Source organism: Paenibacillus sp. PL91, assembly GCF_012935325.2.
Taxonomy (GTDB): domain Bacteria; phylum Bacillota; class Bacilli; order Paenibacillales; family Paenibacillaceae; genus Pristimantibacillus.
The window spans coordinates 1-24080 of record NZ_JABBYG020000037.1 but is presented as its reverse complement, the minus strand read 5'-3'; the positions used below and the strand labels follow the sequence as shown (position 1 = coordinate 24080).

Below are 24080 nucleotides of genomic sequence, written 5' to 3'. Positions count from 1 at the left end.
GTTTTCAAAGAGCAATCTATTCTCTCTTGTGTTTCGCTTGTCGTCCGCGTGTTTCTCTCGGCCGGAATTAGAATATACCATGTTTGAGCCTAGCAGGTCAAGCGTTTATTTAAACTTTTTTCAAATAATCGCAATTACACGTTTGAACCTTGCTTATAACGCTGTTTTTCCTTGCAGCTCACGCCATACTTTTTTGTTGCTGTATTGTCTCTCAGAGCTAATGTCCTTGCCAAACCATTCCGGAGCCAGAAACAAATTGGCTGCTTCTTCCGAGTCAAACTCGACCTCAAGCACAGAAAGCTCGATTTGATCGTAGGTATCCATTTCGATGATGCGACCGTTCCATTCAGCGGTTATTCGGTTCTTTGTCAGTGGCACGAATCCAAAAGCCTTAATGACCTGCTCGTAGATGCTCTCCGATATCGAGTATTCGATTTCCTCACGGGAGAGACCGATTCCTAGCTTGAAGGTATGCGTATAAGAAACCTCGCCGCTCGCCATATCCACCAGACGCCGAACGCGCAGCTCTTGATTCTCATCCATAGCCAAGTAGGTTTGCTCAATTCTTTGCTCAGAGAGTACCTTAAGCTCCGCTTCTTCTATTAATGCGCCAGGAAATTGCGGCAGCAAAAACTTGCGTTCAATCTCTAATGACATCCCTAACAGCTCCTTTGTTCTAATCCTCTTCTTGAAATAGCTCGTGCAGCATTCTTTCTCGGTTATTAACGAACTGCTTCATCAGCAAAAAGTGATCTGTCTCCTCTAATGGTGTGCGCTCTATGCCGTCCGAAGTCAAATTATAAATGACAGCATCCGGATACGCCATCAAAATCGGAGAATGCGTAGCGATAATAAACTGCGAGCGCTGCCCCACAAGCTGATGGATACGAGAGAGCATGGCCATTTGGCGAAAAGGAGAAAGAGCCGCCTCCGGCTCATCCATCATATAGAGTCCGTTTCCTCTAAAACGATGGAGGAACGTTGCAAAAAATGATTCGCCATGCGATTGCTGATGAAGCGACTTTCCGCCATACGAATCAATAATGCGACCGCCGCGGCCGCCCTCGCGATCCATTTGATCGATATTTGTAGCTAAATTATAATAGCTCTCCGCGCGAAAAAAGAATCCGTCCCTCGGTTTATGTACGCTGCGAGCAAGCCTCAAATGCTGATGAAGCTCGGAATGCGTAGCTTCCGTTGAAAAGTTGAAATTAATCGTTCCGCCTTCCGGATTAAATCCAAGCCCTATCGCGATCGCTTCCATTAGCGTAGACTTTCCCATGCCATTTTCGCCAACGATGTACGTTACTTTCGGATGGAATTCCAGCTCATCTAAGTTTTGTATCGCATTTAGATGAAAGGGATAGGCATCGAAGGAGGGTACTGACTCCCTAAGCAGCTTAACGCTTCTTAAATAAAGCCCTTGCTGATTTTGTCTCACGCAGTACGCCTCCCAGATCGATTGATTAGTGTCTGCTAACGGCTGCTAACCGCAGCATTTCTTATGCTTTTTACCGCTGCCACAAAGACACGGATCATTACGGCCGATTTTTTTCTTCGACTGGATATCAATCACATCTGCTTGAACGGTTTTTGTAGGGGCGCCATTCAGCAACATGCTGACGCTTGCCCGTTTGGCAGCCAGCTCCTCTGGGGAATGTCCCTTGATCGCCCACTGCTTTGTGCTGTTCATTAAAGGCACAATCAGATTCGTTATAGCTGTCAGGGTCTGCATATTCGGAATATCGATAAATCGTTTCGCAATCTCGATAACGGAAGCTAGGGAAGCACCGTTTTTAGTTGCGTCGACACATTCCTCTGCCATAAGATCTGCCTCTTCGCGATCAATCTCATAGCGATCAAGGACGTAGCGTACCAAATTCATATACTGGCTGCTCCGCTCAACATAGTCAGGCTCCCCTGCTTTTACGAGCTGCTGCTTCGTAAATGGGCAAAAATCGAGATCATGTCTGAGCGCCCGCTCCTTCATAATGGCTTGCGGATCTGCTGCGCGGTAATCGTAAACGAAATTATTGTCACCGTTGTCTATCACAATCTGATCATAATAGGCAGATGCCTCGATTAAAAAGCTCATAAAATCAGAGACTGCAAGCTGACCATCCGCCTCCGTACTAACAAACTCTCTCAGCTCATTTAGTGAGAGCACGCCGTAATAATACAGCAAGCCTTGCGTCATCCGAACCCATTCCGTATTTCGATTGACGTTCGATTGCTCCTCAATTAGATTGCCCTCTTTAAGAAATGCGACCAGCTCGGAAGGCATCAAAACTACCTGTTTGCCATCTACTGTCGATGGAAATAGAATTCCGCGCTCGCGGAAATATTCATATTGTTGGAGTTCGAGCAGCGGCTTGTCCCAAATGCCATCGTTTTTTACGATTTTCTGAACGAGCTTCCATCTATTATGGTCAAAGCAGCGAGTTGCTATGTTAATATTCTCAGGAATCAGTTCAGACAGCTTCTCAACAAGCCCCTGCTTATTCAGCGAGCTTAGGTTGCTTATTTGCAAATTCGTACGAATACTAGTCAATTGCTGCTTCGATAATGTGCCTAGCGCATCCGCATAAGTTAGTGGATAAGTAAGCTGCGGCCAAAATTTTTCCATTGCCTTATCTAGCTTTGTAGTCATATTAATCTCCTAAATCGTAAATAAATTTTAAGCTTTTCTTCTTATTATAAAAGCATTCCCAAAAAACATGTAGGTTCAACGATAACAAAAATTGAAGATGGAATCAAACAAAATAATTTAATTTTCTCCTCATAAATTGTAAATTTGCCCTGTTAATGATGGATACAGACATGAATAAAAAGGACTCTTCCAAAGCTCGCAGCTTACTTTTGGAATATCCCTATTCACAAAAAAATCGGGGTATTGAAGCTCATTTTGTAGGGCACGCGATGCAATAGGTCTATTTTCTAGACTTATTTCTGTGAAAGAGGCTAGTTTGTGTGGAATAGATCTACTTTCTAGATCTATTTTCGATTTTCTGGGTTTTAAAAGCTCATTTTGTAGGGCACGCGATACAATAGGTCTATTTTCTAGACTTATTTCTGTGAAAGAGGCTAGTTTGTGTGGAATAGATCTACTTTCTAGATCTATTTCTGACTTTCGTGTGTTCGGCTGCATCAACTGCGATTGGTCGGCCCGACAGCTCAACGATTCCTCCACCAATAAAAGAAAGAGCTGCCTCTAAAGGCCATTCCAGACCTTCGAGACCAGCTCCTTAAGCTAGCGCTATCCTATTTTATCTATCGTCTTCACACTTAGGAGCGAGTTAAGCTGCTCTAGCAGATTGCCACCGCCGGTAAGGGAGATCGTGCCGATCTTCTCGCAAATTTTTTCGAGAAATTCAAGCTCCTTCAAGCGGTACAGCGTGCCGTTCTCGTCCATCAGCTTCGCGGTGTTCAGCAAGCTGCGGGTCGAGGCCGTCTCCTCGCGCCTAGTAATAAGGTTGGCCTGTGCCTTCTTCTCCGCAAGCAGCACCGTATTCAGAATATCCTTGATGTCGCCTGGCAAAATAATATCCTTAAGGCCCGCCGATGCGAACTGCACGCCGTAATGCTCCTTCTGCTCGTTCAAGCGCGAGAGGACGAACGTCGCGATTTCTTGCTTCATGCGCAGCAGATCGTCCAGCTTCAGCGTACCTACATACTCTCGCAAAATAAGCTGAAGCAAAATATACACCTGCTCCTCGAACGACTTGATCTGGATCGCCTTCAGCGGATCGATCACTTTATATTGGCACACAAAGTTAAGCCGCAGCGTCACCTTGTCCTCCGTCATAATCTCTTGTCCGGTCATATCCAGCTGCAGCTGGCGCAAATCGACCGTCTTTACCTGCACGCTAGTAGGTCCCTTCCAGAAAAAGTACCTGCCCGGACGAAGCTCCCGCTGCAATACATTATTGTAGAAAAGCAGGCCGGATTCGTGGCTTGCCACCTCGAACACCTGTATATAACCTTGCAGCTTCGCCAGCAGCGAACGGTCAACTTCTGCCGATATTTCAGGATTACGTATATCAACACGAATAAACGTATGTTTTTTCATAACATTCCAGAAGGCATACAATCCTGAGGTCAGAAGCGAACTGAACTTGCCATCCTCAAAATGCAGCACATACTCATAATCCTGTACGTCCGCAATTGTCAGTTCCTCTAAAAGCTGAGCATCCTGAAGAAACAGATTTAGCTCCTTGTTCGGAACGGCAAATCGTTTCGCTACATTTTGCAAAATAACGCTATCGTCTGAAAACGAGCTGTGGCGGTATACGCCCGGCTGCAAATGCTTGATATAACTGCCTTTTTTGAAAAGCAAACCGCGCTCGTCGTTTTTAATTATTACTTTTTTGAACATCGTTAAACACCTCTTTGCATTTGTGTTGGCCTTCATAACAGGAGCTCTCCTGCGGCTAGGCCGGAATCAGGCTTAAGAAGGGAGTAGAGCTGCTTTATGGCTTCGTTATCACTAGCCGAATTCGAATGCGCAATCCACCCGATATCGAGCTATTTCCTATTCAGTCATAAGAGGCAGCCGGCTCCAGTCGGTATCCACCGATTGCATAGGCTTCGCTGTAGTGAACGAACATAAGCTCGCTCTGAGAGCTCCTGTTAAAGGCCGATTTTTTCTCAAATACGGTCTCCTTGGAAGGGAGTTCTACAAGCTCTACCAGAGAGTTATCGCGGGTTAGGCGATAACCAAGGGATTCGAACCCTTATTAATTGGGAGATTCAGCCGATATGGTCATACAGCATACAAGCGCACAGCGTGCGCGAGCACTGCGGGACATTAGGAAGGTCCCTGCCAAGGTACGCCATTCGTACATGAACCTCATCTATTATTGAAGTTATCTTTAATAGCGAAAGTAATGGATTAGATCCCCTTGATGGCGGCCATCGGCTTACATTTGGCCACCACGGCAGCTAATGATGCGCCAACGACGCTGTCGATAATCTGGTCTACATCCTTGTAGGCCTGCGGGCATTCATCGAGAATCGTCTCTAGTGAACGGTGGTTGACGAGGATTTCCTCCTCCGTGCCGATCTTCAGCGATTGCTCGAACTGGTCGACCGTCACGAGCTCCTTCGTTGCTCTGCGGGATCTTGCACGGCCCGCTCCATGGCAGATGGAATAGAAGTTTTTCAAGCCTTCGTTCTTCCCCACCATAATATAGGAAGAGGTTCCCATTGAGCCGGGTATAAGCGCCGGATGCCCCGTCTCCTTATACACCGGCGTATTTAAGAAGTGGCCCGGCGGAAGCGCACGCGTCGCTCCTTTGCGATGAACGAGCATCGGCTCATTGCGATGAAACTCCTTGAGCGCGTAATTATGCATCAGATCGTAAAGCACGGGCATTTTCAGATCTGCTCCGAATACTTCTCGGAAAGCTTCACGTACACCGAACGCGATCATATGCCGGTTGCTTACCGCAAAGTTGAGCGCAGAATACATCAGATTCAGATAAGTTTGCCCTTCCTGACTCGCAATGGGAGCATAAATTAAGCTTGGGTCGGGATTGCTAACGCCCCACTGGTTCATCGCTTCCTTGATCACCTTATTATGCTCCCGGCCGATCATGCCGCCCCAGGAACGCGAGCCGGAGTGGATCATCACCACAACCTGCCCGTCGAACAAGCCCCATTTTGCCGCCAATTGTGCATATTCCTCATTGATCTCCAAATATTGAATTTCAATGAAGTGGTTCCCGCTTCCGAGCGTTCCTAATTGCCCGCGTGCATACTTCATCGTTTTGGGCGGAAGCTGCTTCAAATAAGTGTGGTCATACGCAAAATGGGATTGCTCCACATGGGTCAGCCACTGCTCATTCGGAACATACTTCTCGGGAAGTCCCTTCAAGCCATGCTGCACGACGCTCATCACGTCGATATCGTCGTAATTCGAATTCGTGCGCTCGTTCGTCGGCACGTATTTTTCGATAGCCGCGATCAGCGCTCTTCGAATGTCCTTATCTTGAATATCGCGCTTATGCAGCGAGGTCGAATGAACACGCATGCCGCAGCCGATATCCGAGCCGACGATTGATGGAGATACACAGCCGTCTCTCATGCTCCATACCGCCGTCGTGCCAATGCACGTTCCTATGCCAACATGCGCATCTGGGGTGTAGCTCATATATCGATTCCTTGGAATTTGCAAATTGTTGTTAGCCATATCAAATACTTTATTTTCAAAGGATTGGAATACCTCTTCGTTAGCGAATAAGTGAAGCTTACCATGCTCAAGCTCCATTTCATGATGATTGCCGCCATGTCTCTTATGCTGCATCAACATTGTCAAACCTCCTGTGCCCGTTGCTTTTTTCAATCATCCGTACTTCCTTCTTACGAGTTCTATCTTCTCTTATTTGGAGACCTGCGAACATGGCGAAAGTATTACGACAAAGGAAAATTTTCCTTTTTGCTCAAAACCTTCAGCTTCCTGTTAAGATAGATGGAGAGTGTTGCTTACGATCGGGGGAATTCAGAAATGGCAAGAGAAAGCTTTGATAAGGAGATTCAGTTTTTGCGTATGCTCGTCTTGACCAGCGGGGCCTATAACCGTCAGCAATACGCAGACCGGCTTGGCATTTCTATCCATACGTTTGATAAAACGATAAAGCGGCTCAAAGAAATCGTGAGCGCCGTCCATCAGCAGCTGCCCGAGGAGCAGGGCAAAGAGTTTGCCGAGACGATCCGCTACAGCTATCTCGATTCATCCGATCCGATGCTGCTGTTTCTATTTCGAGCGAAGTCTCTTAAGGAAACCGAAAGCCAGCGCATTTCACTGCTGCTCGCAGCTATGCACGAAAAGCCGTTAACGGCTATGGAGCTGCTTGATTTGTGCTGCGGCAGCATGCCGGCGGAGTTATCGCTTCCCGACGAGAAGACGATACGCGGCGACCTCAAATATTTGGAGCAGGTTGGCGTGATTAAGAAGGAGCCGGGTGCCCGCCCCTTCCGCTATCGCATCTATAATGATTTTGTCCGTGAGCTCTCTCATGATGAGCTGCTCGATCTATATGATTTTGTAGACATTATGGCGAACACGCAGGTTCCATCCGTCCAAGGCTATTTGCTGCGCGACGGCTTAAAAAAGCATATTGCCCGCAGACAGGCTGACTATGGCCAGATCGAGCCTTTCTTATATAAGTATCACTATTACTCTCGGATTCTGGATGAAGCCCATCTCTTCACGCTGCTAGGCGCAATCCGCAATCGGCGATTGATCAGCTTTCTGTATTTCTCGCCAAAAAAAGAAACGAGCTATGCCGCCAAAAACACAAATCCGTTATTCGAACGCGATACCGAGGGCATGCAAGAGACGACGCTGCCGCTTAAGGTCGTCTACGACCATCAATATGGCCGTTGGTATTTGCTAGGCAACCACGCCAGGCATGGCATAAAAAAATATCGCTTGGAAGGATTAACGCAAATCGCTGAAGGGGATGTCGTTGCCGAAGAGCTTTACGAGGCCAAGAAGACGGAACTCGAGCAGCGTACCAAGCATAGCTGGCTGATCGATACGGGCAGGCCTGTCACGGTTCGCGTGCGCTTCTTTCATCCGGGACACGGAATCAACAATTTCGTTAGGGAGCGCGTGCTGCTTCAAGGACAATGGGGCAACATCGTGGAAGAATCGGATGATAGCTTTATCTATGAAATCGAAGTAAACGGCACAGTCGAGATTAAGCCATGGATTCGAAGCTTCGGGTCAAGCTGCGAGGTGCTGGCGCCTGCGAGGCTGCGGCAGGAAATGATTGCAGAGTGGAAGGAGATCAAGGCGTACTATGAATCTGTTTGAGAAAATATTTAATTATCAAATTTTATCTAAGCTTGAGGATTCGGGAACGTTTATGGTAACGGCCCATGAGCGCGGCTGGTTAAAGGCCATGCTGCGTCATCCTGCTGCAGCCGAAGCCTTTTCTCCAGAAACACTACAAAAGCTGCAGCTTATGCTAGAGCAAGACCTTGCTCTGGATACGGGCGAGCTGCAGCATAAGGCAGCCAGTAAAGAAAAGCATGCATACCATCCGAACGTTCGACCGTTAAGGCAGGCCATTACAAATAAGAGCATGCTGCGCCTTAGCTACAGCATCAATAATGAACGTACGCATATCGAGCAGGAATGTTTTCCCTACAAGCTCGAATATTCCATGGTTAAAAGGGAATGGTACCTCCTTTGGTATCATGCGAAAAACCGGATGCTAATGAGCACAAAGCTGGATAAGATCATTGCGATAGGTGAGCAAGCGTGCGGAGCGGATTATTACGAGCAGCTGCGAGCGAAGGTCTATGCTTTGCAGGAGAAACGAAGCATAAGCGCTGATATACGCGTGATGCCTGAATACAATGGAGAGCTGTCGCGTATTTTGTATGCTTTCTCATGCTTTGAGAAAGAAGTGAGCTATGAGGCGGATACCAATGCGTATACGATTCGTCTCTTCTTCTCTAGCGGCGAAAGCGAATATGTGCTCTCGAAAACCCGCTTTCTCGGAAAACGGGTAAACATTATTAATAATAAGCAGCTTCGCAGCCGCATGCTGGAGTCGGCTACGAAAGCGCTGGGACGCTATGAGGAATAACGTTCATGAATCACAAAAATCACCTTTTTAGAAGCTCTAGCTCCAGCTCTTCCATTTACGACTTCCAGTCGGTCTGGTTATTCTCCACGGTTACCCATTTCCCCTATTCAAACGACAGCCAATCTCACATTTTGACGAAAAATTTTATTTATAATCATTATAAATTGATATTGATTTTCCTATGGAAAGCGGTAACATATAAAATGAGGCACAGACACACAAATTCAATGAGGTGATTCTATTATGAGTACTGACAAAAACAAGCTTACGACTAGTTGGGGTGCTCCAGTTGGAGACAACCAGAACTCGATGACAGCAGGCTCTCGTGGTCCTACATTAATTCAGGATGTTCACCTTCTAGAAAAGCTAGCTCACTTCAACCGAGAACGTGTTCCTGAGCGCGTCGTTCACGCTAAAGGCGCAGGTGCCCATGGCTACTTCCAAGTTACGCATGATGTTACGTCGTTTACTAAAGCAAGCTTTTTGTCCGAGGTAGGAAAGCGCACGCCGATGTTCATCCGCTTCTCGACCGTTGCCGGCGAGCTTGGCTCTGCCGATACGGTCCGTGATCCGCGCGGCTTCGCCGTAAAGTTCTATACCGAGGAAGGCAATTATGATTTAGTAGGAAACAATACACCGGTCTTCTTTATTCGCGATGCGATTAAATTTCCCGACTTCATTCATACACAGAAGCGTCATCCGCAAACTCACTTGAAAAACCCGAACGCCATTTGGGATTTCTGGTCCTTATCGCCGGAATCGCTTCATCAGGTCACGATCCTCATGTCTGATCGCGGTATCCCCGCTACATTAAGACATATGCACGGCTTCGGCAGTCATACCTTCAAATGGGTGAACGACGAGGGGCAAGCAGTTTGGGTCAAATATCATTTCAAAACCGAGCAAGGCATCAAAACCATCACCAATGAGGTTGCTGCCAAGATTGCCGGTGAGAATCCTGATTATCATACCGAGGATTTGTTTAATGCGATTGCAAGCGGCGATTTCCCGGCGTGGAAGCTTTATGTACAGATCATGCCGATCGAGGACGCGAATACATATCGTTTCGATCCGTTTGACGTAACGAAGGTATGGTCCCAGAAGGATTATCCGTTAATCGAGGTTGGCCGCATGGTGCTCGATCGCAACCCTGAAAACTACTTTGCCGAGGTTGAGCAAGCAACCTTCTCTCCTGGCTCTTTCGTTCCCGGCATTGAAGCTTCACCTGACAAAATGCTGCAAGGCCGCCTTTTCGCATACTCCGATGCCCATCGCTACCGCGTTGGCGCCAACCACAATCAGCTGCCGATCAATCGGCCAACCGCCCCGGTGAACAATCACCAGCGCGACGGCCAAATGCGTGCGGACGGCAATGGAGGAGCATCGATCTATTACGAGCCTAACAGCTATGGCGGTCCTACGGAATCAGCCACGAATAAACCTGCTCCGTTTGAGGTATCGGGCCAGGCAGACAGCGTAGGCTACGACCATCACGACCATTATACGCAGGCAGGCGACCTCTATCGTCTAATGAGCGAAGAGGAACGCGCCCGTTTAATCGAAACGATTGTAGGCGCGATGAAGCCGGTAGAGAAGGACGAAATTAAGCTTCGTCAAATCAGCCACTTCTACAAAGCCGACCCCGACTACGGACAACGTGTTGCCGAGGGGCTTGGCTTGTCTATCTCGCAGCAAGCTTAATTGCACTTATCCTTTATATTCAAACCATGCGGCTCTCGAATCCAACTCGACAGCCGCATGGTTTTTTATTATTATTCATTCATACACAGCTAAGAATTAGACAAGGAGATTATGATTTTGGAAACACACGAAGAACAATCAGCACTTACATTCATGCAAGGAGTTAGAGATTGCATACCGACGCTTCTTGGCTACATTGGCATTGGACTCGCAGCGGGGATCGTTGGAGCATCCGCCAAGCTTAGCGTACTGGAAATCGGGCTGTTGTCGGCACTCGTTTATGCCGGTGCTTCGCAGTTCATCATTTGCGCGATGTTAATGGCCATGAGCCCGCCTTCCGCTATTATTGCCACCACTTTCATCGTGAATCTGCGCCATTTCTTAATGAGCGCGGCGCTGGCCCCATACTTCACGCGCTACTCCCTGCTCAAAAACGTAGGAATTGGAGCGCTTCTGACCGATGAATCGTTTGGCGTCGCTTCGCTCAGAACGTCAAGCCGCTTGCCCATTAACGACCGCTGGATGAACGGCCTAAATGTAACCGCATATGTAGTATGGATCATCTCCTGCATGGCAGGCGCATGGCTGGGCAGCTGGATTGAAAATCCTACGGCATTCGGACTGGATTTTGCTTTGACTGCCATGTTCGTGGCACTGCTCGTCCTGCAGCTTGCCGCATTGCCAGGCTCTAAGCTGAAGCATTACTTGTCCCTTATTGTCTATACGATTATAGCTGTATACGTACTGTCCTTCTTTCTATCTATTTATATGGCTGTTCTGCTCGCAACGATCATCGGTGCAGCTATTGGGGCGGTGACGGAGAAATGAGGATCGATCTATCGTTGCTTCTCGTTATTTTAGGCTGTGCTTTGGTGACGTTTGTCCCCCGCATCGCACCGTTTGTCCTTATCCGAAACATGAACATGCCTCAGCCATTGCTTAAATTTCTAAATTATATCCCGGTCTGTTTGCTTACCGCACTGATCGTGCAAGGCGTTCTAGTCAAGAGCGATTCAGCGGTTTCAATCGATTGGCATACCCTTATCATCATTATCCCGACACTTCTGACCGCACTAAAGTCGAAAAGTTTATTGCTTACCGTCCTTGTAGGCATCGCAACTGCTGCTATAGTTCGGTTCATTTTTTAGCATAAGCACAAAAAAAGCTCTAAGGAAAAATCCTTAGAGCCACTTGCGTATGGCCAGATTACTCAAATGGGTAGATCCAGAAGCGCTCTGTTCCAAAGCGCTCCCCAATTTCCTCATCCGTCAGCTTTTTGCTGCCTACCAGCTCAGCCGCTTGGAACTGTGAACGATGAGCCTCAATAGACGCCATTTTTTGCTTCAAAAAGTGTTTCACATCATTTGCAACTTGAGGCATGCCGATCGCCTCCTGATGGTTCTTGGCAAAAGCCGAGCAATAAACAACCGGCCTCTCTTCCTTTGGGAGCTTGCTAATGGTTCGAACGACAGCTGCTCCGCATGCTTCATGATCGGGATGAACGCTGTAGCCTGGATAAAAGGTATACACGATCGACGGACGCAGCTCCTTCAAGATTGCATCTATTGCCCCGTCCAGCCGGCCTTGGTCCTCGAATTCAATCATTTTATCATGAAAGCCCAGCATTCTCAGATCCTGTATGCCGATAGCGCGGCAGGACTCCTCCAGCTCGAGCTTTCGAATGGCAGGCAGCGTCACCCGATTGGCGAATGGCGGAATCCCCATGTTCCGGCCCATTTCCCCAAGCGTCAAGCAAGCGAAAGTGACATGCGCTCCGTCTTGTATATGTTTAGCCAGCGTGCCCGATACGGTAAAAGCCTCATCATCGGGATGCGGAAATACAACTAAAATGTTTTGTCCCACAGAACTTCTCCTCTCCTCTCTCATCAGAAGGGCACCCTGCTGAGCTGCAGCGATACGATCAGCTTTCCTTGTCCATCATGCCCTGCCAGAATCAGCCTCTCCTGCTCCGTCTCTTCCCAGTGGGTGAGCCCCTCTGAGTAAATCCAGCCTTGTATCATTTTCAAGCCGACCCGATAAGGCCCGCTTCCTGCAATCGATCCATGCGAATAACGAATGACAGCATTCGTAATGAAGTTAGCGGCCGGATGCTTGGAGCTATCGAGATGGGCAGCATAAGCTCCCGTTGTCATTTCCAGATGAATATATAGATCTTGATCCTTCAAGCTATCTATTCTCAGCTGTACCTTTTCTTGATTAATAAGCTGCATTTATATCCCTCCCATATATCAGCACAGCCTGCTTAATGAAACTGATATTGAAATCATTCTAACATACTTATACGCAAAGAAAATATCGATTGATAACATCTGCTTTTCCTCCGGCATTTTGTGGTATACTGCTACAAGATTAACATGCAGGAGGCTTTGCGCTATGAAAATTTATGTCATACAATCGTTTAACGAAGACGGTTTGGAAAATGTGTATGTAGGCTCTGATGAGGAAAAAGCGCTGTCGCTGCGCTCAGCTGATTTTGAGCATTGCGATGCTCTATTCGTCGAAATCTGGGAGGACGGCGCGAAAACGGATGATTTCCGCCTGGAGGAATCCCCGGAAGAAGATGATGATGATGAGGCTGAACATGCAGCTGACGGACACAATTAAGCTGTCTATAAAAATAGACACAAAATCCTGACCTCATGCGGTCAGGATTTTTTTGTGCTACAACGGCAAATTTCTCGCCTGCTTCGCAGCCAGCGTCTTGGAGCCTAAGCCAAAGAATGCCGTAACCGCCATACATTCAATGAGTGTGAGGAACAAGAAAATAAAATGCTGTCCGACGCTCATGCTTGCAGTATTCCAGCCCATCAGCAGCAGATTTATTCGCATAAACAAAACATGGCCAAAAAACGTTACGATACTGAACAGGTTTATCCTTTTATGATAAGACTGGATCGCAGGACTCTTAATACGAAGGATGCCGTAAAAAATAAGCAGCGTATTCGGAAGCATGCTGAGGGCAAGCTTATAATCCGTCGTCCATTCACTTAATTGTAGCAGCAGAAATGTCTCGATGACGGTAAAGAGTAAGGCTGAAAAAAGAAAAGGCTTAACTCTAATTTTCATAAACTGCGCTTCATGCTTAGCAAGAAAAACGCCAGCAACAACGAACGTAAAGCCAAAACCAATATACCTCGTCGCAAATAAATTCAAATACCCCATATAGTCGGGATCGATGAACGAGAAGCTTGCAGCGGTTACGCCGAAAACCTTCATCAAGCTGCCAGAAACGAATTGAATGGCAACAAATGCTGTGAGCGCCAATATGACTGCAAGACGGGCATGCTGCTTCTCAAATAACCAGTAGGCGGCGAGAAGACCAAAAATAAGCGGCGGAATAAACCAAAATTGAATGAACGGACCGTTCAGGAACACCGCAATAACGAGTATTTTAGCCTGTACAAAGAGATTGCCAGCCGAAAGACCGTCACTAATCAATTTAGGCACGATGTTCTCCGCAACAAAGATACAGCAAAAGAAGCAATAGATGATGAGCAAGCGCTTTATATACTTTTGAATATACGAGCGTGAGCTAGCTGCATTGCTCCAGCTCTTATACGCTAGAAAACCCGCTATGACATAGAAGCAGGGCACGACTACCCTCGTCGCGAGTGAAGCAAACTGAACGAGCGCTTGTCCTGGAAGAAACGTCATATAGCGTAACAGCATCACATGAGCTGCCAGAACGAGCAAAGAGCCTCCCAGCTTAAAAAGCGTTATTCCCGGATAATATTTACGCATGTTTCCGAGTCTCTCCTACCCCATTAATGACGAGCGACTTCATATCCGCAATGGAAATCTTCCCTGTCGGCGAGAGCGGAAACTCAGGAAGAAACACAAAATAACGCGGCAGCTTGAATGCCGACAAATACGGTCCCAAATCATTTTTCAGCCTGTCAGAGGTTAGATTAACCCCCTGCTTCGCTACGATGCAGGCACATATCTGTTCCCCATATAGCTCATCCGGCACGCCAATCACAAGCGCTTCCTCGACATCCTTATGCCTCAGCAGCACATTTTCAATTTCAATCGGAGATATTTTCTCGCCGCCGCGCGTTATCATCCTATGCATTCTTCCGGTGATCGTTAAATTTCTTCTGTCATCCAAAAAGCCTAAGTCTCCGGAATTGTACCATCCGTCTGCGGTAATGCTTGCTCTGCCTTGTAGCTCATTCGTATAGCGCATGACTCGGTGGCTGCGAATCGCGATTTCACCCTGCTCATGAGGCGCCATCGTCTCCCCGGTTTCCGGATTTACGATTTTCACCTCTACGACCTTATCGACCTTTCCGCCGATGCTGTAGGTGCCTTTTTCAAACTCCTTATAAGGGATCATTCCGCTTAACAGGCTCGTATGCTTCAATAACTGATAAAGCAGACGTAATAACAGGTTGTTCCTGCGGTCGATAAAGCATGTTCCATTCGCAACCGCACCAGCCTCCGAGGAGCCGTAGCTCACCATAAAAAAGTAGAGATCCAAGTTTTTCATAATCTTTTGCAAAATCGTATTGTTCACCGCAGCGGAAGTAAAAGCTACTCCGAGCAGCGACTTCAAATCGAACTCATTCCTCTTCGGCGAAGACAGCATTTGCTGGATCATAAACGGCGTGCCGATAAGCACCCTGCACCTTTCCGTCTCAATAGCGGAGAGGGCGTTCACGGGATTGTAATGGCTGAGCATGACTATCCGAATGTTGCAGGCTTTTAAGCCTGTAAATAAAGTAGCAAAACCGCCTAAATGATATAAGGGCAGCAGATTCATAATCGAAAAATAACGGGTGATTCTATCGCTTAGCTTCATGAGCAGCGCAGTGCTTCTTGCTGGCTGCTCGCCAACATTAGCGGATAATAGAAAGGAGGCTGTAGAACGAAGCACACCCTTTGGCATGCCGAGCGTACCTGAAGTGTATAGAAGAATCAGGGGGTCCTTAGGGACAATGACTTTGCATGCTGTTAAAAAATCACTCTCATCCACCGCTGCGCCAAGCGCACCAAGCTGCGTAAATGACTGAAAGGGAGCAGTCAGCTTACTTGCTTCATCCAGCACAAAAATATGCTTCGGGAGCCAGTCGCCATCCATTTCCTCCTTATTGCTGTCCATAATGATTTCCTGCATCATCGCTAGGTAATGAATATGCTGTCCCTCAGTACCCATAATGAGAACTGCCGAACGGGAGTCCTTCAAATAATGCTGCAGCTCCGATTTCTTCGAGTATGTATTGAGCGGAACAATGATGGCACCTACACAAGCTGCGGCAAACATCGAAATGACCAGCTCTACCCTGCCTGCCATAAGCAGCGCGATCGTATCGCCTTTCTTAATGCCAAGCTGCAAGAAGCCCTTGGCCACAAGACGGGACTCTTCCCAAATGGACAGCCATGTATGATGCGAAGAGTCGGCCGGAAAGCTGTATGCAGCATCATGAGGGCATTCGGCAGCTCTTTTTTGAAGCAAATAGGGTATCGTATCTTTGTTTAACATATTGGTGTTCTTCCTCATTCTTGACCCCCGCAAATGTATAATATACGGCACTAACACGTCTAATATAGCACCAATGAAGTTCTTAATAAAGAACAATTTTAACAAAAAAAGCGCTGCTTAGAGATAGCTCACTCTCTTGCAGCGCTTCTATTATGATTTGGAGGAAACCGAAGCAGCCATTTGGCCGGTTATTTCTTTTTCTTTGCCCGCCTTCTTCTTCGTTCCATCGGTCCGCTTCGCCTTGCCGACGAACAGGCTGAGCGGCAGCGCGACAGCAGCTACCACCGTTGCAACGACGTACACATCGTTCACGCTCATCGTGAAAGACATCATGGAAATATGAAGCTCGTCGACATCGCCCGCCTTCATAAAGTCAGTAGCGTGGGTAATGGACCTTGATGCGAGCATGGTTGTGAAAATAGCAATAGCGAATGATCCGAATACATTCCTCGTCCAGTTCGTTATTGCGGATGCATGCCCGGAGAGCTCAGCTGGGATTTGCTCCATTGCCGCGTTGCTCGAAGGCATAACGACAAGCGCAATTCCGATGTTCCGCACGATCATCCACCAAATGACATAAGCATGCGATACGTCAATACTTAACCAGCTTAACGCAAGCGTTCCGATCGTCAGCAGCAAAATCCCGCCAGACATAAGCCAGCGCGGTCCGATAATGCCATACAGCTTGCCGACAACAGGCATAAGCAGAGCCATCGCTAGGGAAGCCGGCAGCAGGATCATGCCCGTATCCATTGCAGACACATGCTGGATTCTTTGAAGAAATATCGGTGTCAGCAGGGTGCCCGAATACAAGCTGATTGTAATAATATTTGAGATAATCGCGTTTAACGTGAAGCGGCCATTTTTAAACACCTTTAAATTGAGCAACGGCGTTTCGGCCGTCAGCTCCCGCCATACGAATAGGACGAGGGCAACGGCGCCAACCACGAACAGGGAGACGATCTTCCAAGAGCCCCAGCCCCAGGTGTGGCCTTGGCCGAGTGCAAGCAGCAAGGAAGAGCTGCTTACAATAACGGTCAGAAAGCCCAGTCCGTCAAATGACTTCGGAACGTTCATCCGGTAATAAGGAATATAGGCATATACAAACCCGATCGCAATAAGCCCTATTGGAATGTTCATGAGGAACAGCCAATGCCAATTCATGTTCTCCAGCACCCAGCCGCTAATCGTTGGGCCGAAGGCTGGCGCCAGCATGGCAGACAAGCCCCAGAACGCGACGGCCATCGCTTGCCTCTCCCGCGGAATAATCTGATAGATGATTGACATCGTAGCCGGAATAATCAAGCCGCTGAATGCGCCCTGCAAGACGCGAAACAAGATTAGCGAGCCTTCGCTCCACGCGGAGGCGCATAATACCGATGCAAGCGTAAATCCAATTAATGAGAACAGGTATAGTCTTCTATAGCTGAACCGCTCGCCCAAATAACCGGCAATTGGCGCTGTCGTGCCCATCGCCAGCATAAAGCCGGTTAACGTCCACTGAACGGAGCCCAGCGAAGTGTCAAAATGATCCTTCAAAATTTCGAGCGCCAAGTTGATCGTAGCTGACGCCAATACGCATAAAAAAGAACCGATAAAAATAGCAATCATTACAGGCCAGAAACGCACCTTCTTAAGCTCTTCTTGATTCATGTAGTACTCCCACACCCTTTATTATTACTTTACAGCTTAACTATTATAGTTTAGTTCTAAAGCAATTTCAATGGCAACCATTTTTTCTTTCACAAAGGATTAAATTAAAAAAGAACAGAGCCACGGATCATAAGCTCCGTGGCTCTGTTCTTGCCTTGCCTTGCCCTGCCCTGTCCCTACCCTGCTAACCCTTAACGCCAGAAATAGCGACAGACTCGATAATTTGTTTTTGGAACACAAGGAAAATGATAAGCATTGGAAGCAAAGCAACGAATGAAGCCGCCATAATGAGCGGATAATCCGTTTGAATCGCATAGGTAGCGTTAAAATTCGCGATAACAAGCTGAAGCGTTTGCTTCTCTGGCGAATTCAAATAAATGATCGGCGCCAAATAATCGTTCCAGATGCCCATAAACCACAGAATAACTTGAGCAGCTACCGCAGGCCGGATTAACGGGAATACAATTCTCGTGAAAATGCCGAAGTAAGAAGCTCCGTCGATCTTCGCCGCTTCAATAATCGCGCCAGGCACGCTGGTCAAATATTGACGCAGGAAGAAGATCATCATAATATTTCCGAACAAGCCCGGTACAATAAGAGGCTTTAACGTATCTACCCAGCCAAACTCGGAGAACATGATGAATTGCGGAATCATGATCGCCGGATAAGGAATCATTAAGGAGGACAGCAGCAGCATGAACAGTTTATTCTTATGCGCAAAACGCAGCTTCGCAAACGAGTATGCCGCTAAGCTCGAAGTAAACGTCCCGATAATCGTGACGCACAGCGTAATCAGCAAGCTGTTCTGAATACCGCTGAGCAGCGGTCCTTTTTCCCAAATCTCCATGTATTTAATGAAGTCAAATTTCTCCGGTATCCATACGGGCGGCAATGCGAATACTTCCGCCTTCGTCTTGAACGAAGTCGAGACCGTCCATATGAGCGGTGCAACCATGAAAACAGCGCCTATGCTGATAAGTATAAAAATGAGTACATCCGAAATTTTAAACTTTTTGGCCGATAGCATTGTTAGGCTCACTCCTTCCCTCTGATGTCGTTATTCCAGGTCTTTCGACGATCTTTCATTCATCTTGAATTGAACAAGCGTAATGACGAAGATGAATAGGCCGAGCAGCATCGCCATGGCGGAAGCATAGCCCATTTGCAGGTTGCCGAATGCCTTCTGCCAAACATAGAATACGACCGAGGCAGAGCTGTATTCCGGACCGCCCGTTGATGTCATAATGTTGATTTCCGTGAAAATTTGCGCGCCGCCGATCACTTTCGTTACGACGATAAAGAAGGTAACCGGTTTAACCATAGGGAACGTAATGTGCTTGAAGATTTGAAAAGCGTTTGCCCCGTCAAGCTGCGCTGCTTCATAATAGTCTTTGGGTACGCTTTGCAGCGCAGCCAAATAGAGAAGCATCGAGTAACCGAGGTTTTTCCATACCATCATAATAATGAGTGCTGGTTTCACCGTATATTTATCAGTCAACCAGTTGGGTCCTTCAATGCCGAATAGGGCAAGAAACTGATTCACTAAACCATAGTCGCCGTTATAAGCCCATTGCCACAAAATCGAAATCGCCGCAAGCGAGGAGATGACCGGTATGTAGTAAACAACACGAAAGGTTGTTGTACCGAACATTTTCCGATTAAGCCCAAGAGCTAGCAGCAAAGCTAATACAATCTCAATTGGTATGCCGATCATCATGAACAATGTATTGAAGCTAGCCTTATGGAATTGCTCATCCATAAATATTTCTTTAAAGTTGGCAAAGCCGATAAAATCCATCCGGCCGAGGCCGTCCCAGTCGGTAAAGGATCCGTAAAGCGAATATAAAAGCGGATACAAAGTAAACAAGAGAAATCCAAGAACGGGAGCAAGTACAAATAAATACCCGTAGTAGCTTTCTTTGCGATAGAGATTCGACTTGGTTTTCATCTTCCACCCCTGATTCACCCGGCATAAGAGTGATGCTAGTCCTCCGAGAGAACTAACATCACGGCTTGCGGGTTAAAAATGATTAGCTATTATTATTTCTTTGATTTGGCTTCCTGTTCGATCGCTTTATCCAGCAAGCTTTGCATTTTGGGTTGTTCTGCTTTCACATAATCTGCTGCCGTTACTTTACCATCAAGCACCGGCTGGATATCTGTGAAGAATAGTTGGTACCATTCTGCATTGTAAGTCAATGTGTTCGGCATTGGTTTTCCATATTCTTGAACGATATCAAGGAATTCTTTTTTGTTAGCTGGCTTTGTCTCTGAATTAGCAGCCCAAGTCTCAGCCATGTCAATCAGGTTAGGAATTTGAACCTTCGCATCAACCAGCTGCTGCTGGCCTTCAGGCGAAGCTGTTAAGTAAGTGACAAGCTTGGCAGCAAGCTCAGGGCTCTTCGAGTTGTTGGAAACACCGATGCCAAGCGATCCAACGAAGGATGCCGATTTGCCAGTGGAGCCCGCAGGGTAAGGAATTAGATCATAATCGAAAGGCAATGTCTCATACGTTGCTAGATCCCAAGGACCTACTGGGAAGAAAGCAAGCTCGCCCTTCATCCAGCGTTGGTAAGTGTCCAGTGTTGCTGCATCTTCAATGGAAGGCGTAATTTTGTAGACGTTTTGCATGTCGGCAAAATATTGCAGCGCTTCCGCGAACTTCGGATCGTCGATCGTTACTTTTGTGTTTGTCTCATCGAGCCAGTCAGCGCCGTTGCTCCATACGAAAGCTTGCAAAGCCCAGTTTACGTTGAAGCCTGTGCCGTATTGGTCGATTTTGCCGTCGCCGTTGTTATCCTTTGTCAGCTGCTGATTTACTTTAATGAACTCGTCCCACGTGTAGGGCTTGTCCTTGTCCGGCAATGGAATGCCTGCCGCCTCGAACATGGCCTTGTTGTAGCCAAGCGCGAAAGGACCAACATCTTTTGGCAAACCGTAGATATTGCCTTGTCCTACTGTTTCACCGTCGTACCGGTAGCTATCCACACCGTATTTCCAAATGTTATCGAATTTTACGTCGGATACGTATTCCGTGATATCCTTAAGTACGCCGCCGTTTGCATACGCTCTCAGATCGCCCGGGTCAAAGTAGAAGACGTCTGGAACGCTTTTGCCTGTAATGGCAGCTTTTAATTTCGTTGCATATTGATCGCCAGTTGTTGTAATGATTTTAACTTTAACGCCAGGGTTGTCCGTCTCGAATTTTTTGACAGTTGCTTCATAAGCTTTTTGCTCTTCAGGACCGCCTCTAAACATAAACGAAATTTGTTTGGATTCTGTTTTTTCGCCTGTGCCCGTGTTGACGGCGTTGCCTGAATCGTCTTTACCTCCGCATGCGGATAGTACTACGGCTAATGACATCATGATTGCAAATACGGAAAGTAAACCTTTTTTCTTTGCCAACTTAACCCCTCCTAAATGTACTGCGTTCACAAACAGTCATTAATTAATGTCAAATACATCAAGTAAGCATATTTGTTAAATAATTAATACTTTTGTTAAACTCATATTAATGCAAAGCGCTTTCATTGTCAATACATGTCGAAAAGTTACAACAGGCCAGTCTGATCGTCTTATTTCATCGTAAAAATAGCTTAACCAGCTTTTTCTATTCGAAAGCTATATAAATCTGTTTATAAACTTTATGTCATTAACAAATAAGCGAATTAGGTGATCCGACTATTCCGCTACCCCAGCTCCATCTGCGACCGGGATGCCAAAGTTAGGCGTGCCATCCTCATTCCAGCCAAATACTTGCGCGCGAGTATGGCGATTTGGATCATAAAGCGGGTCGCCCACGATTTCTTTGTAATTACGAGCATGATATACGATAATGTCCTGCTTGCCGTCCGGGCTCACTGTAAAGCTGTTGTGCCCTGGCCCATACTGGCCCGTCACTTCACTCGTTTGGAATACAGGTTCTGCCGTTTTGCTCCAGGAAGCCGGATCGAGCAGATCGCTCGTATCTGCTGCAGAAAGCAAACCCATGCAATAATTATAATCGGTAGCGCTTGCGGAGAAGCTGATGAAAATTTTTCCATTTCGCTTCAGTACAGCCGCACCTTCGTTGACGAGAAAGCCGATTTTTTCCCAATCGTATTCCGGAGTCGCAATCATGACCTGCTTGCCGCTAATCGTCCATGGATTGCTCATAGCCGCAATATATAAATTAGAGTTTCCTTTAATCGCCGGATCCTTCTGGGCCCATACCAAATATTGAACGCCTTTATGCTCAAATGACGTTGCATCCAAAGCAAAAGACTCCCAATTGGCTTTAATTTGCCCCTTTTCCGTCCAATTACCCTCTAGCGGATTAGCCGAGTCATTCTCGATAACAAACATGCGGTGATCAAATAATCCGTCTACTGTTTCCGAAGTTCTCGCTGCTGCAAAATAGATGTACCATTTCCCCCCGATAAAATGGATCTCAGGCGCCCAAATATTTGCGCTCATAGGACCTGTCTCGTATTTTCGCCATACGACTACGGGCTCCGCCGAGCCCAGCTCTTGAATCGTTTTCGCTCTTCTAACTTCGAGACGATCGTACTCCGGTACCGACGCGGTAAAATAATAGTATCCGTCCGTGTGCTTGTATACCCAAGGATCGGCTCGTTGCGGAATTACCGGATTCGTAAATAGTTGCGCTGCTGCTTGTTTGCTTATCATGTCATCAAAACCCCTTTTATGATTGTCTGGTTATTTTGCATCTAGCTGTCTGATCTGTTTGCCCCATACTGCGATACCTGTGTCTGTTAAGCCTGTGAATACGAGCGTTGTTCGCTCTCTTTCCCAGTCCCATGCGGGTAGAACCATCCCTCTGCAGGTCCATAGCTCCTCTTGTGATTCCCAGCCAAAATTGTGACTAGAAAGTTGAAGCTCGACGACTTCTTGATAGACGACGCGCCAACCATGATTGATTGAGCCTGTATCCGTGTCTATACTGCCGTCTGGTCGAAGGGAGAGCGACTTTGCATCCACTATTGCGTCTGCCCTTGGATCATGTATGATCCATTCCCACTCACCCGCTATTTCGTTTGCCGATATTATCCGCAGCGGCTCTCCCGAGTACCGCTCTGGAGAAACGACCGGCCAGCTGTCCTCCGTCCAGACAATAGGCCTCACATGGAGATGGAAGCAGTGCTTATTTACTTCTTCCCGAGCGTGGTGCACCATATAGTAGGCTCCGTTATCCTCTAACACCGAGTTATGCCCAGGTGCCAACCAACCAGGAGCATCGCTGAAGCGATATCCCCCCATCAATTTCAGACCGATTTGTGACGGGTCAGCCGTCTCCGTATCCGTCATCACATGGCCGGAATAATCGATGTATGGTCCGGTAATCGTTCTGGAACGCGCTGCACGGACGTTATAATTCGTAAACAGTGAATCATAAGAGACAAATAAATAATAATAATCGAATTGCGGATGATAGACGATATAAGGACCCTCTACCGCCCCCTCCCTCACCTTGCGCTCTCTGCGGGCAAGCAGAGTTCCGATTCCGCTATGAAGCAATTTGCCGGTGCTCGGACTCAGCTCAGCGATATAGATTCCTCCGAAAAAAGAACCATAGGTCATCCATAAGCGTCCTTCTTTATCAAAAACGACGTTAGGATCAATCGCATTGACCTTAAGGTCGTCTCCCTCAGCCGTCTTGATTACCTCGCTTAAATCCGTCCATGGTCCTTCTAGGCAAGCAGCAGTCGCTACTCCAATGAACGATTGGCGTGTTCCGAACCGAGAAGCGCAGTAATAAAGCAAATAGGCGTCTTGAAGTTTTATAACATCAGGTGCCCAAAGCCCATCAGCCCCGGTCCATGCCTTCGCTGGCTCAGGGACGCCATCCAATGCATGTCCAACCCACTCCCAATCAATGAGGTCCTTCGATCGCCTGACTTGTACGCCTCCGCGAAAAGGCGGCCGACCCTTCTCCCGATACATCGCATCAGTTGAAAATGTATAATAGCAGCCCTTGTCTTTGAATATGCCAGGATCATGCGTATTCAATGTTCTCCAAGTCGTTTCATCCTCAAAGCTGCTCGGGTCAAACAGTCGCTGCTCAGGCGGTTTTCTCGGATGATTCATTTCATTCCTCCATGAGTCACAAAATAGCTTTTCTCAAAATTTTGTGTAATGTTTATATATTTATTTATTAATTCATGTTAAAGTGAATTTTATCAATTGATTGTTGTTGCTGTCAATTACTAAATTTATTAATGATATCATTAACGTTTAGTTTATAACGAAGGAGATTTATGATTAACATCGTTAATCCAAAACTTCAATTTCATATTTGTTTCGGGTGTTAATCATTAAAGAGATTAAGCAAGGAGGTGGATGTTATGAAAAATGGTCATCTTCCGGAAAGATTGGGAAATGGAAAAATACGTGTAAATCGGAGCGTGGATTGACGTTTTATTCTAAGAGGGTTTCTAAGCAAAATTAACGTTATTCGTACGTACTAAACAGAGTAATCTTGATTATTAAATACCGATTAAAACAAAAAAAAACCTTGTTCAATTGAACAAGGCTTCTGAATAAAAGAATATGGTGGAGGCTGACGGGATCGAACCGCCGACCCTCTGCTTGTAAGGCAGATGCTCTCCCAGCTGAGCTAAGCC

The 24080-nt window shown here is 46.9% G+C and carries 21 protein-coding genes; 6 read left to right on the top strand and 15 right to left on the bottom strand.

What is annotated here, in order from left to right:
• Positions 1–153 precede the first annotated feature (153 nt).
• The 5 genes from HI950_RS34415 to HI950_RS34395 form a co-directional block, all read right to left on the bottom strand.
• The gene (locus HI950_RS34415) at positions 154–657 is read right to left on the bottom strand and encodes a CYTH domain-containing protein (protein WP_169091374.1); all 504 of its coding nucleotides are present in this window, start codon (positions 655–657) and stop codon (positions 154–156) included.
• A gap of 19 nt (positions 658–676) precedes the next feature.
• Entirely contained in the window at positions 677–1441 is a 765-nt protein-coding gene (locus HI950_RS34410; protein WP_169091376.1) for an AAA family ATPase, read from the bottom strand.
• 45 nt (positions 1442–1486) lie between these two features.
• Entirely contained in the window at positions 1487–2650 is a 1164-nt protein-coding gene (locus HI950_RS34405) for a YecA family protein (RefSeq protein WP_169091378.1), read from the bottom strand.
• A 606-nt stretch (positions 2651–3256) separates the two neighbouring features.
• On the bottom strand, positions 3257–4375 hold the full coding sequence (locus HI950_RS34400; RefSeq protein WP_169091380.1) for a slipin family protein: 1119 nt from the start codon (positions 4373–4375) through the stop codon (positions 3257–3259).
• A 516-nt stretch (positions 4376–4891) separates the two neighbouring features.
• Positions 4892–6310, bottom strand: coding sequence for an RtcB family protein (locus HI950_RS34395; RefSeq protein WP_169091382.1), 1419 nt, complete (start codon positions 6308–6310; stop codon positions 4892–4894).
• Between the two features lie 195 nt (positions 6311–6505).
• On the opposite strand from HI950_RS34395, the gene HI950_RS34390 reads away from it, so the two are divergent.
• The 5 genes from HI950_RS34390 (at position 6506) to HI950_RS34370 (ending at position 11449) form a co-directional block, all read left to right on the top strand.
• Positions 6506–7819: a helix-turn-helix transcriptional regulator gene (locus HI950_RS34390; RefSeq protein WP_169091384.1), complete on the top strand. Its 1314-nt coding sequence runs from the start codon at positions 6506–6508 to the stop codon at positions 7817–7819.
• Entirely contained in the window at positions 7806–8600 is a 795-nt protein-coding gene (locus tag HI950_RS34385) for a WYL domain-containing protein (protein ID WP_169091386.1), read from the top strand. Before HI950_RS34390 ends, HI950_RS34385 begins: the two co-directional genes overlap by 14 nt.
• 243 nt (positions 8601–8843) lie before the next feature.
• Positions 8844–10301 carry a catalase KatA gene (gene katA, locus HI950_RS34380; protein ID WP_169091388.1) on the top strand — a complete coding sequence of 486 codons (1458 nt, stop codon included), beginning with the start codon at positions 8844–8846 and terminating at the stop codon, positions 10299–10301.
• 153 nt (positions 10302–10454) lie between these two features.
• Entirely contained in the window at positions 10455–11129 is a 675-nt protein-coding gene (locus HI950_RS34375) for an AzlC family ABC transporter permease (protein ID WP_411268191.1), read from the top strand.
• A complete protein-coding gene (locus HI950_RS34370) occupies positions 11126–11449 on the top strand; it encodes an AzlD domain-containing protein (protein WP_169091392.1) in 324 nt (107 codons plus the stop codon). Before HI950_RS34375 ends, HI950_RS34370 begins: the two co-directional genes overlap by 4 nt.
• A 58-nt stretch (positions 11450–11507) precedes the next feature.
• Here the strand turns inward: HI950_RS34370 and bshB2 are convergent, their stop codons facing one another.
• Positions 11508–12164, bottom strand: coding sequence for a bacillithiol biosynthesis deacetylase BshB2 (gene bshB2, locus HI950_RS34365; protein ID WP_169091394.1), 657 nt, complete (start codon positions 12162–12164; stop codon positions 11508–11510).
• Between the two features lie 23 nt (positions 12165–12187).
• Positions 12188–12532 carry a YojF family protein gene (locus HI950_RS34360; protein ID WP_169091395.1) on the bottom strand — a complete coding sequence of 115 codons (345 nt, stop codon included), beginning with the start codon at positions 12530–12532 and terminating at the stop codon, positions 12188–12190.
• 163 nt (positions 12533–12695) lie between these two features.
• Here HI950_RS34360 and HI950_RS34355 point away from each other — a divergent pair, with 163 nt between their 5' ends.
• Positions 12696–12926, top strand: a complete 231-nt coding sequence (locus HI950_RS34355) for a hypothetical protein (RefSeq protein WP_169091397.1) — start codon at positions 12696–12698, stop codon at positions 12924–12926.
• Positions 12927–12983: 57 nt separating this feature from the next.
• Here HI950_RS34355 and HI950_RS34350 read toward each other — a convergent pair whose 3' ends face one another.
• The 8 genes from HI950_RS34350 to HI950_RS34315 all read right to left on the bottom strand — a co-directional run bounded on the left by HI950_RS34350 (position 12984) and on the right by HI950_RS34315 (position 23544).
• Complete coding sequence (locus HI950_RS34350; RefSeq protein WP_169091399.1) at positions 12984–14063, bottom strand: acyltransferase family protein; 1080 nt, start codon at positions 14061–14063, stop codon at positions 12984–12986.
• Positions 14056–15804, bottom strand: coding sequence for a class I adenylate-forming enzyme family protein (locus HI950_RS34345; RefSeq protein ID WP_169091401.1), 1749 nt, complete (start codon positions 15802–15804; stop codon positions 14056–14058). The genes HI950_RS34350 and HI950_RS34345 overlap by 8 nt, the downstream gene beginning before the upstream one ends.
• A gap of 150 nt (positions 15805–15954) precedes the next feature.
• Positions 15955–17457, bottom strand: coding sequence for a DHA2 family efflux MFS transporter permease subunit (locus HI950_RS34340; RefSeq protein ID WP_169091403.1), 1503 nt, complete (start codon positions 17455–17457; stop codon positions 15955–15957).
• Between the two features lie 184 nt (positions 17458–17641).
• The gene (locus HI950_RS34335) at positions 17642–18484 is read right to left on the bottom strand and encodes a carbohydrate ABC transporter permease (protein WP_169091415.1); all 843 of its coding nucleotides are present in this window, start codon (positions 18482–18484) and stop codon (positions 17642–17644) included.
• A gap of 30 nt (positions 18485–18514) precedes the next feature.
• On the bottom strand, positions 18515–19405 hold the full coding sequence (locus tag HI950_RS34330) for a carbohydrate ABC transporter permease (RefSeq protein ID WP_169091417.1): 891 nt from the start codon (positions 19403–19405) through the stop codon (positions 18515–18517).
• A gap of 92 nt (positions 19406–19497) precedes the next feature.
• Positions 19498–20862: an ABC transporter substrate-binding protein gene (locus HI950_RS34325; RefSeq protein WP_223285677.1), complete on the bottom strand. Its 1365-nt coding sequence runs from the start codon at positions 20860–20862 to the stop codon at positions 19498–19500.
• A gap of 276 nt (positions 20863–21138) precedes the next feature.
• Positions 21139–22125, bottom strand: coding sequence for a glycoside hydrolase family 43 protein (locus HI950_RS34320; protein ID WP_169091419.1), 987 nt, complete (start codon positions 22123–22125; stop codon positions 21139–21141).
• Between the two features lie 30 nt (positions 22126–22155).
• Positions 22156–23544, bottom strand: coding sequence for an arabinan endo-1,5-alpha-L-arabinosidase (locus tag HI950_RS34315; RefSeq protein WP_169091421.1), 1389 nt, complete (start codon positions 23542–23544; stop codon positions 22156–22158).
• Positions 23545–24080 lie beyond the last annotated feature (536 nt).

Coding starts and splice junctions, on each gene's coding strand:
- HI950_RS34415 (WP_169091374.1), bottom strand. CDS start 657: ATGTCATTAGAGATTGAACGCAAGTTTTTGCTGCCGCAATTTCCTGGC.
- HI950_RS34405 (WP_169091378.1), bottom strand. CDS start 2,650: ATGACTACAAAGCTAGATAAGGCAATGGAAAAATTTTGGCCGCAGCTT.
- HI950_RS34400 (WP_169091380.1), bottom strand. CDS start 4,375: ATGTTCAAAAAAGTAATAATTAAAAACGACGAGCGCGGTTTGCTTTTC.
- HI950_RS34395 (WP_169091382.1), bottom strand. CDS start 6,310: ATGTTGATGCAGCATAAGAGACATGGCGGCAATCATCATGAAATGGAG.
- HI950_RS34390 (WP_169091384.1), top strand. CDS start 6,506: ATGGCAAGAGAAAGCTTTGATAAGGAGATTCAGTTTTTGCGTATGCTC.
- HI950_RS34385 (WP_169091386.1), top strand. CDS start 7,806: ATGAATCTGTTTGAGAAAATATTTAATTATCAAATTTTATCTAAGCTT.
- katA (WP_169091388.1), top strand. CDS start 8,844: ATGAGTACTGACAAAAACAAGCTTACGACTAGTTGGGGTGCTCCAGTT.
- HI950_RS34375 (WP_411268191.1), top strand. CDS start 10,455: ATGCAAGGAGTTAGAGATTGCATACCGACGCTTCTTGGCTACATTGGC.
- HI950_RS34370 (WP_169091392.1), top strand. CDS start 11,126: ATGAGGATCGATCTATCGTTGCTTCTCGTTATTTTAGGCTGTGCTTTG.
- HI950_RS34360 (WP_169091395.1), bottom strand. CDS start 12,532: ATGCAGCTTATTAATCAAGAAAAGGTACAGCTGAGAATAGATAGCTTG.
- HI950_RS34355 (WP_169091397.1), top strand. CDS start 12,696: ATGAAAATTTATGTCATACAATCGTTTAACGAAGACGGTTTGGAAAAT.
- HI950_RS34350 (WP_169091399.1), bottom strand. CDS start 14,063: ATGCGTAAATATTATCCGGGAATAACGCTTTTTAAGCTGGGAGGCTCT.
- HI950_RS34345 (WP_169091401.1), bottom strand. CDS start 15,804: ATGTTAAACAAAGATACGATACCCTATTTGCTTCAAAAAAGAGCTGCC.
- HI950_RS34340 (WP_169091403.1), bottom strand. CDS start 17,457: ATGAATCAAGAAGAGCTTAAGAAGGTGCGTTTCTGGCCTGTAATGATT.
- HI950_RS34335 (WP_169091415.1), bottom strand. CDS start 18,484: ATGCTATCGGCCAAAAAGTTTAAAATTTCGGATGTACTCATTTTTATA.
- HI950_RS34330 (WP_169091417.1), bottom strand. CDS start 19,405: ATGAAAACCAAGTCGAATCTCTATCGCAAAGAAAGCTACTACGGGTAT.
- HI950_RS34320 (WP_169091419.1), bottom strand. CDS start 22,125: ATGATAAGCAAACAAGCAGCAGCGCAACTATTTACGAATCCGGTAATT.
- HI950_RS34315 (WP_169091421.1), bottom strand. CDS start 23,544: ATGAATCATCCGAGAAAACCGCCTGAGCAGCGACTGTTTGACCCGAGC.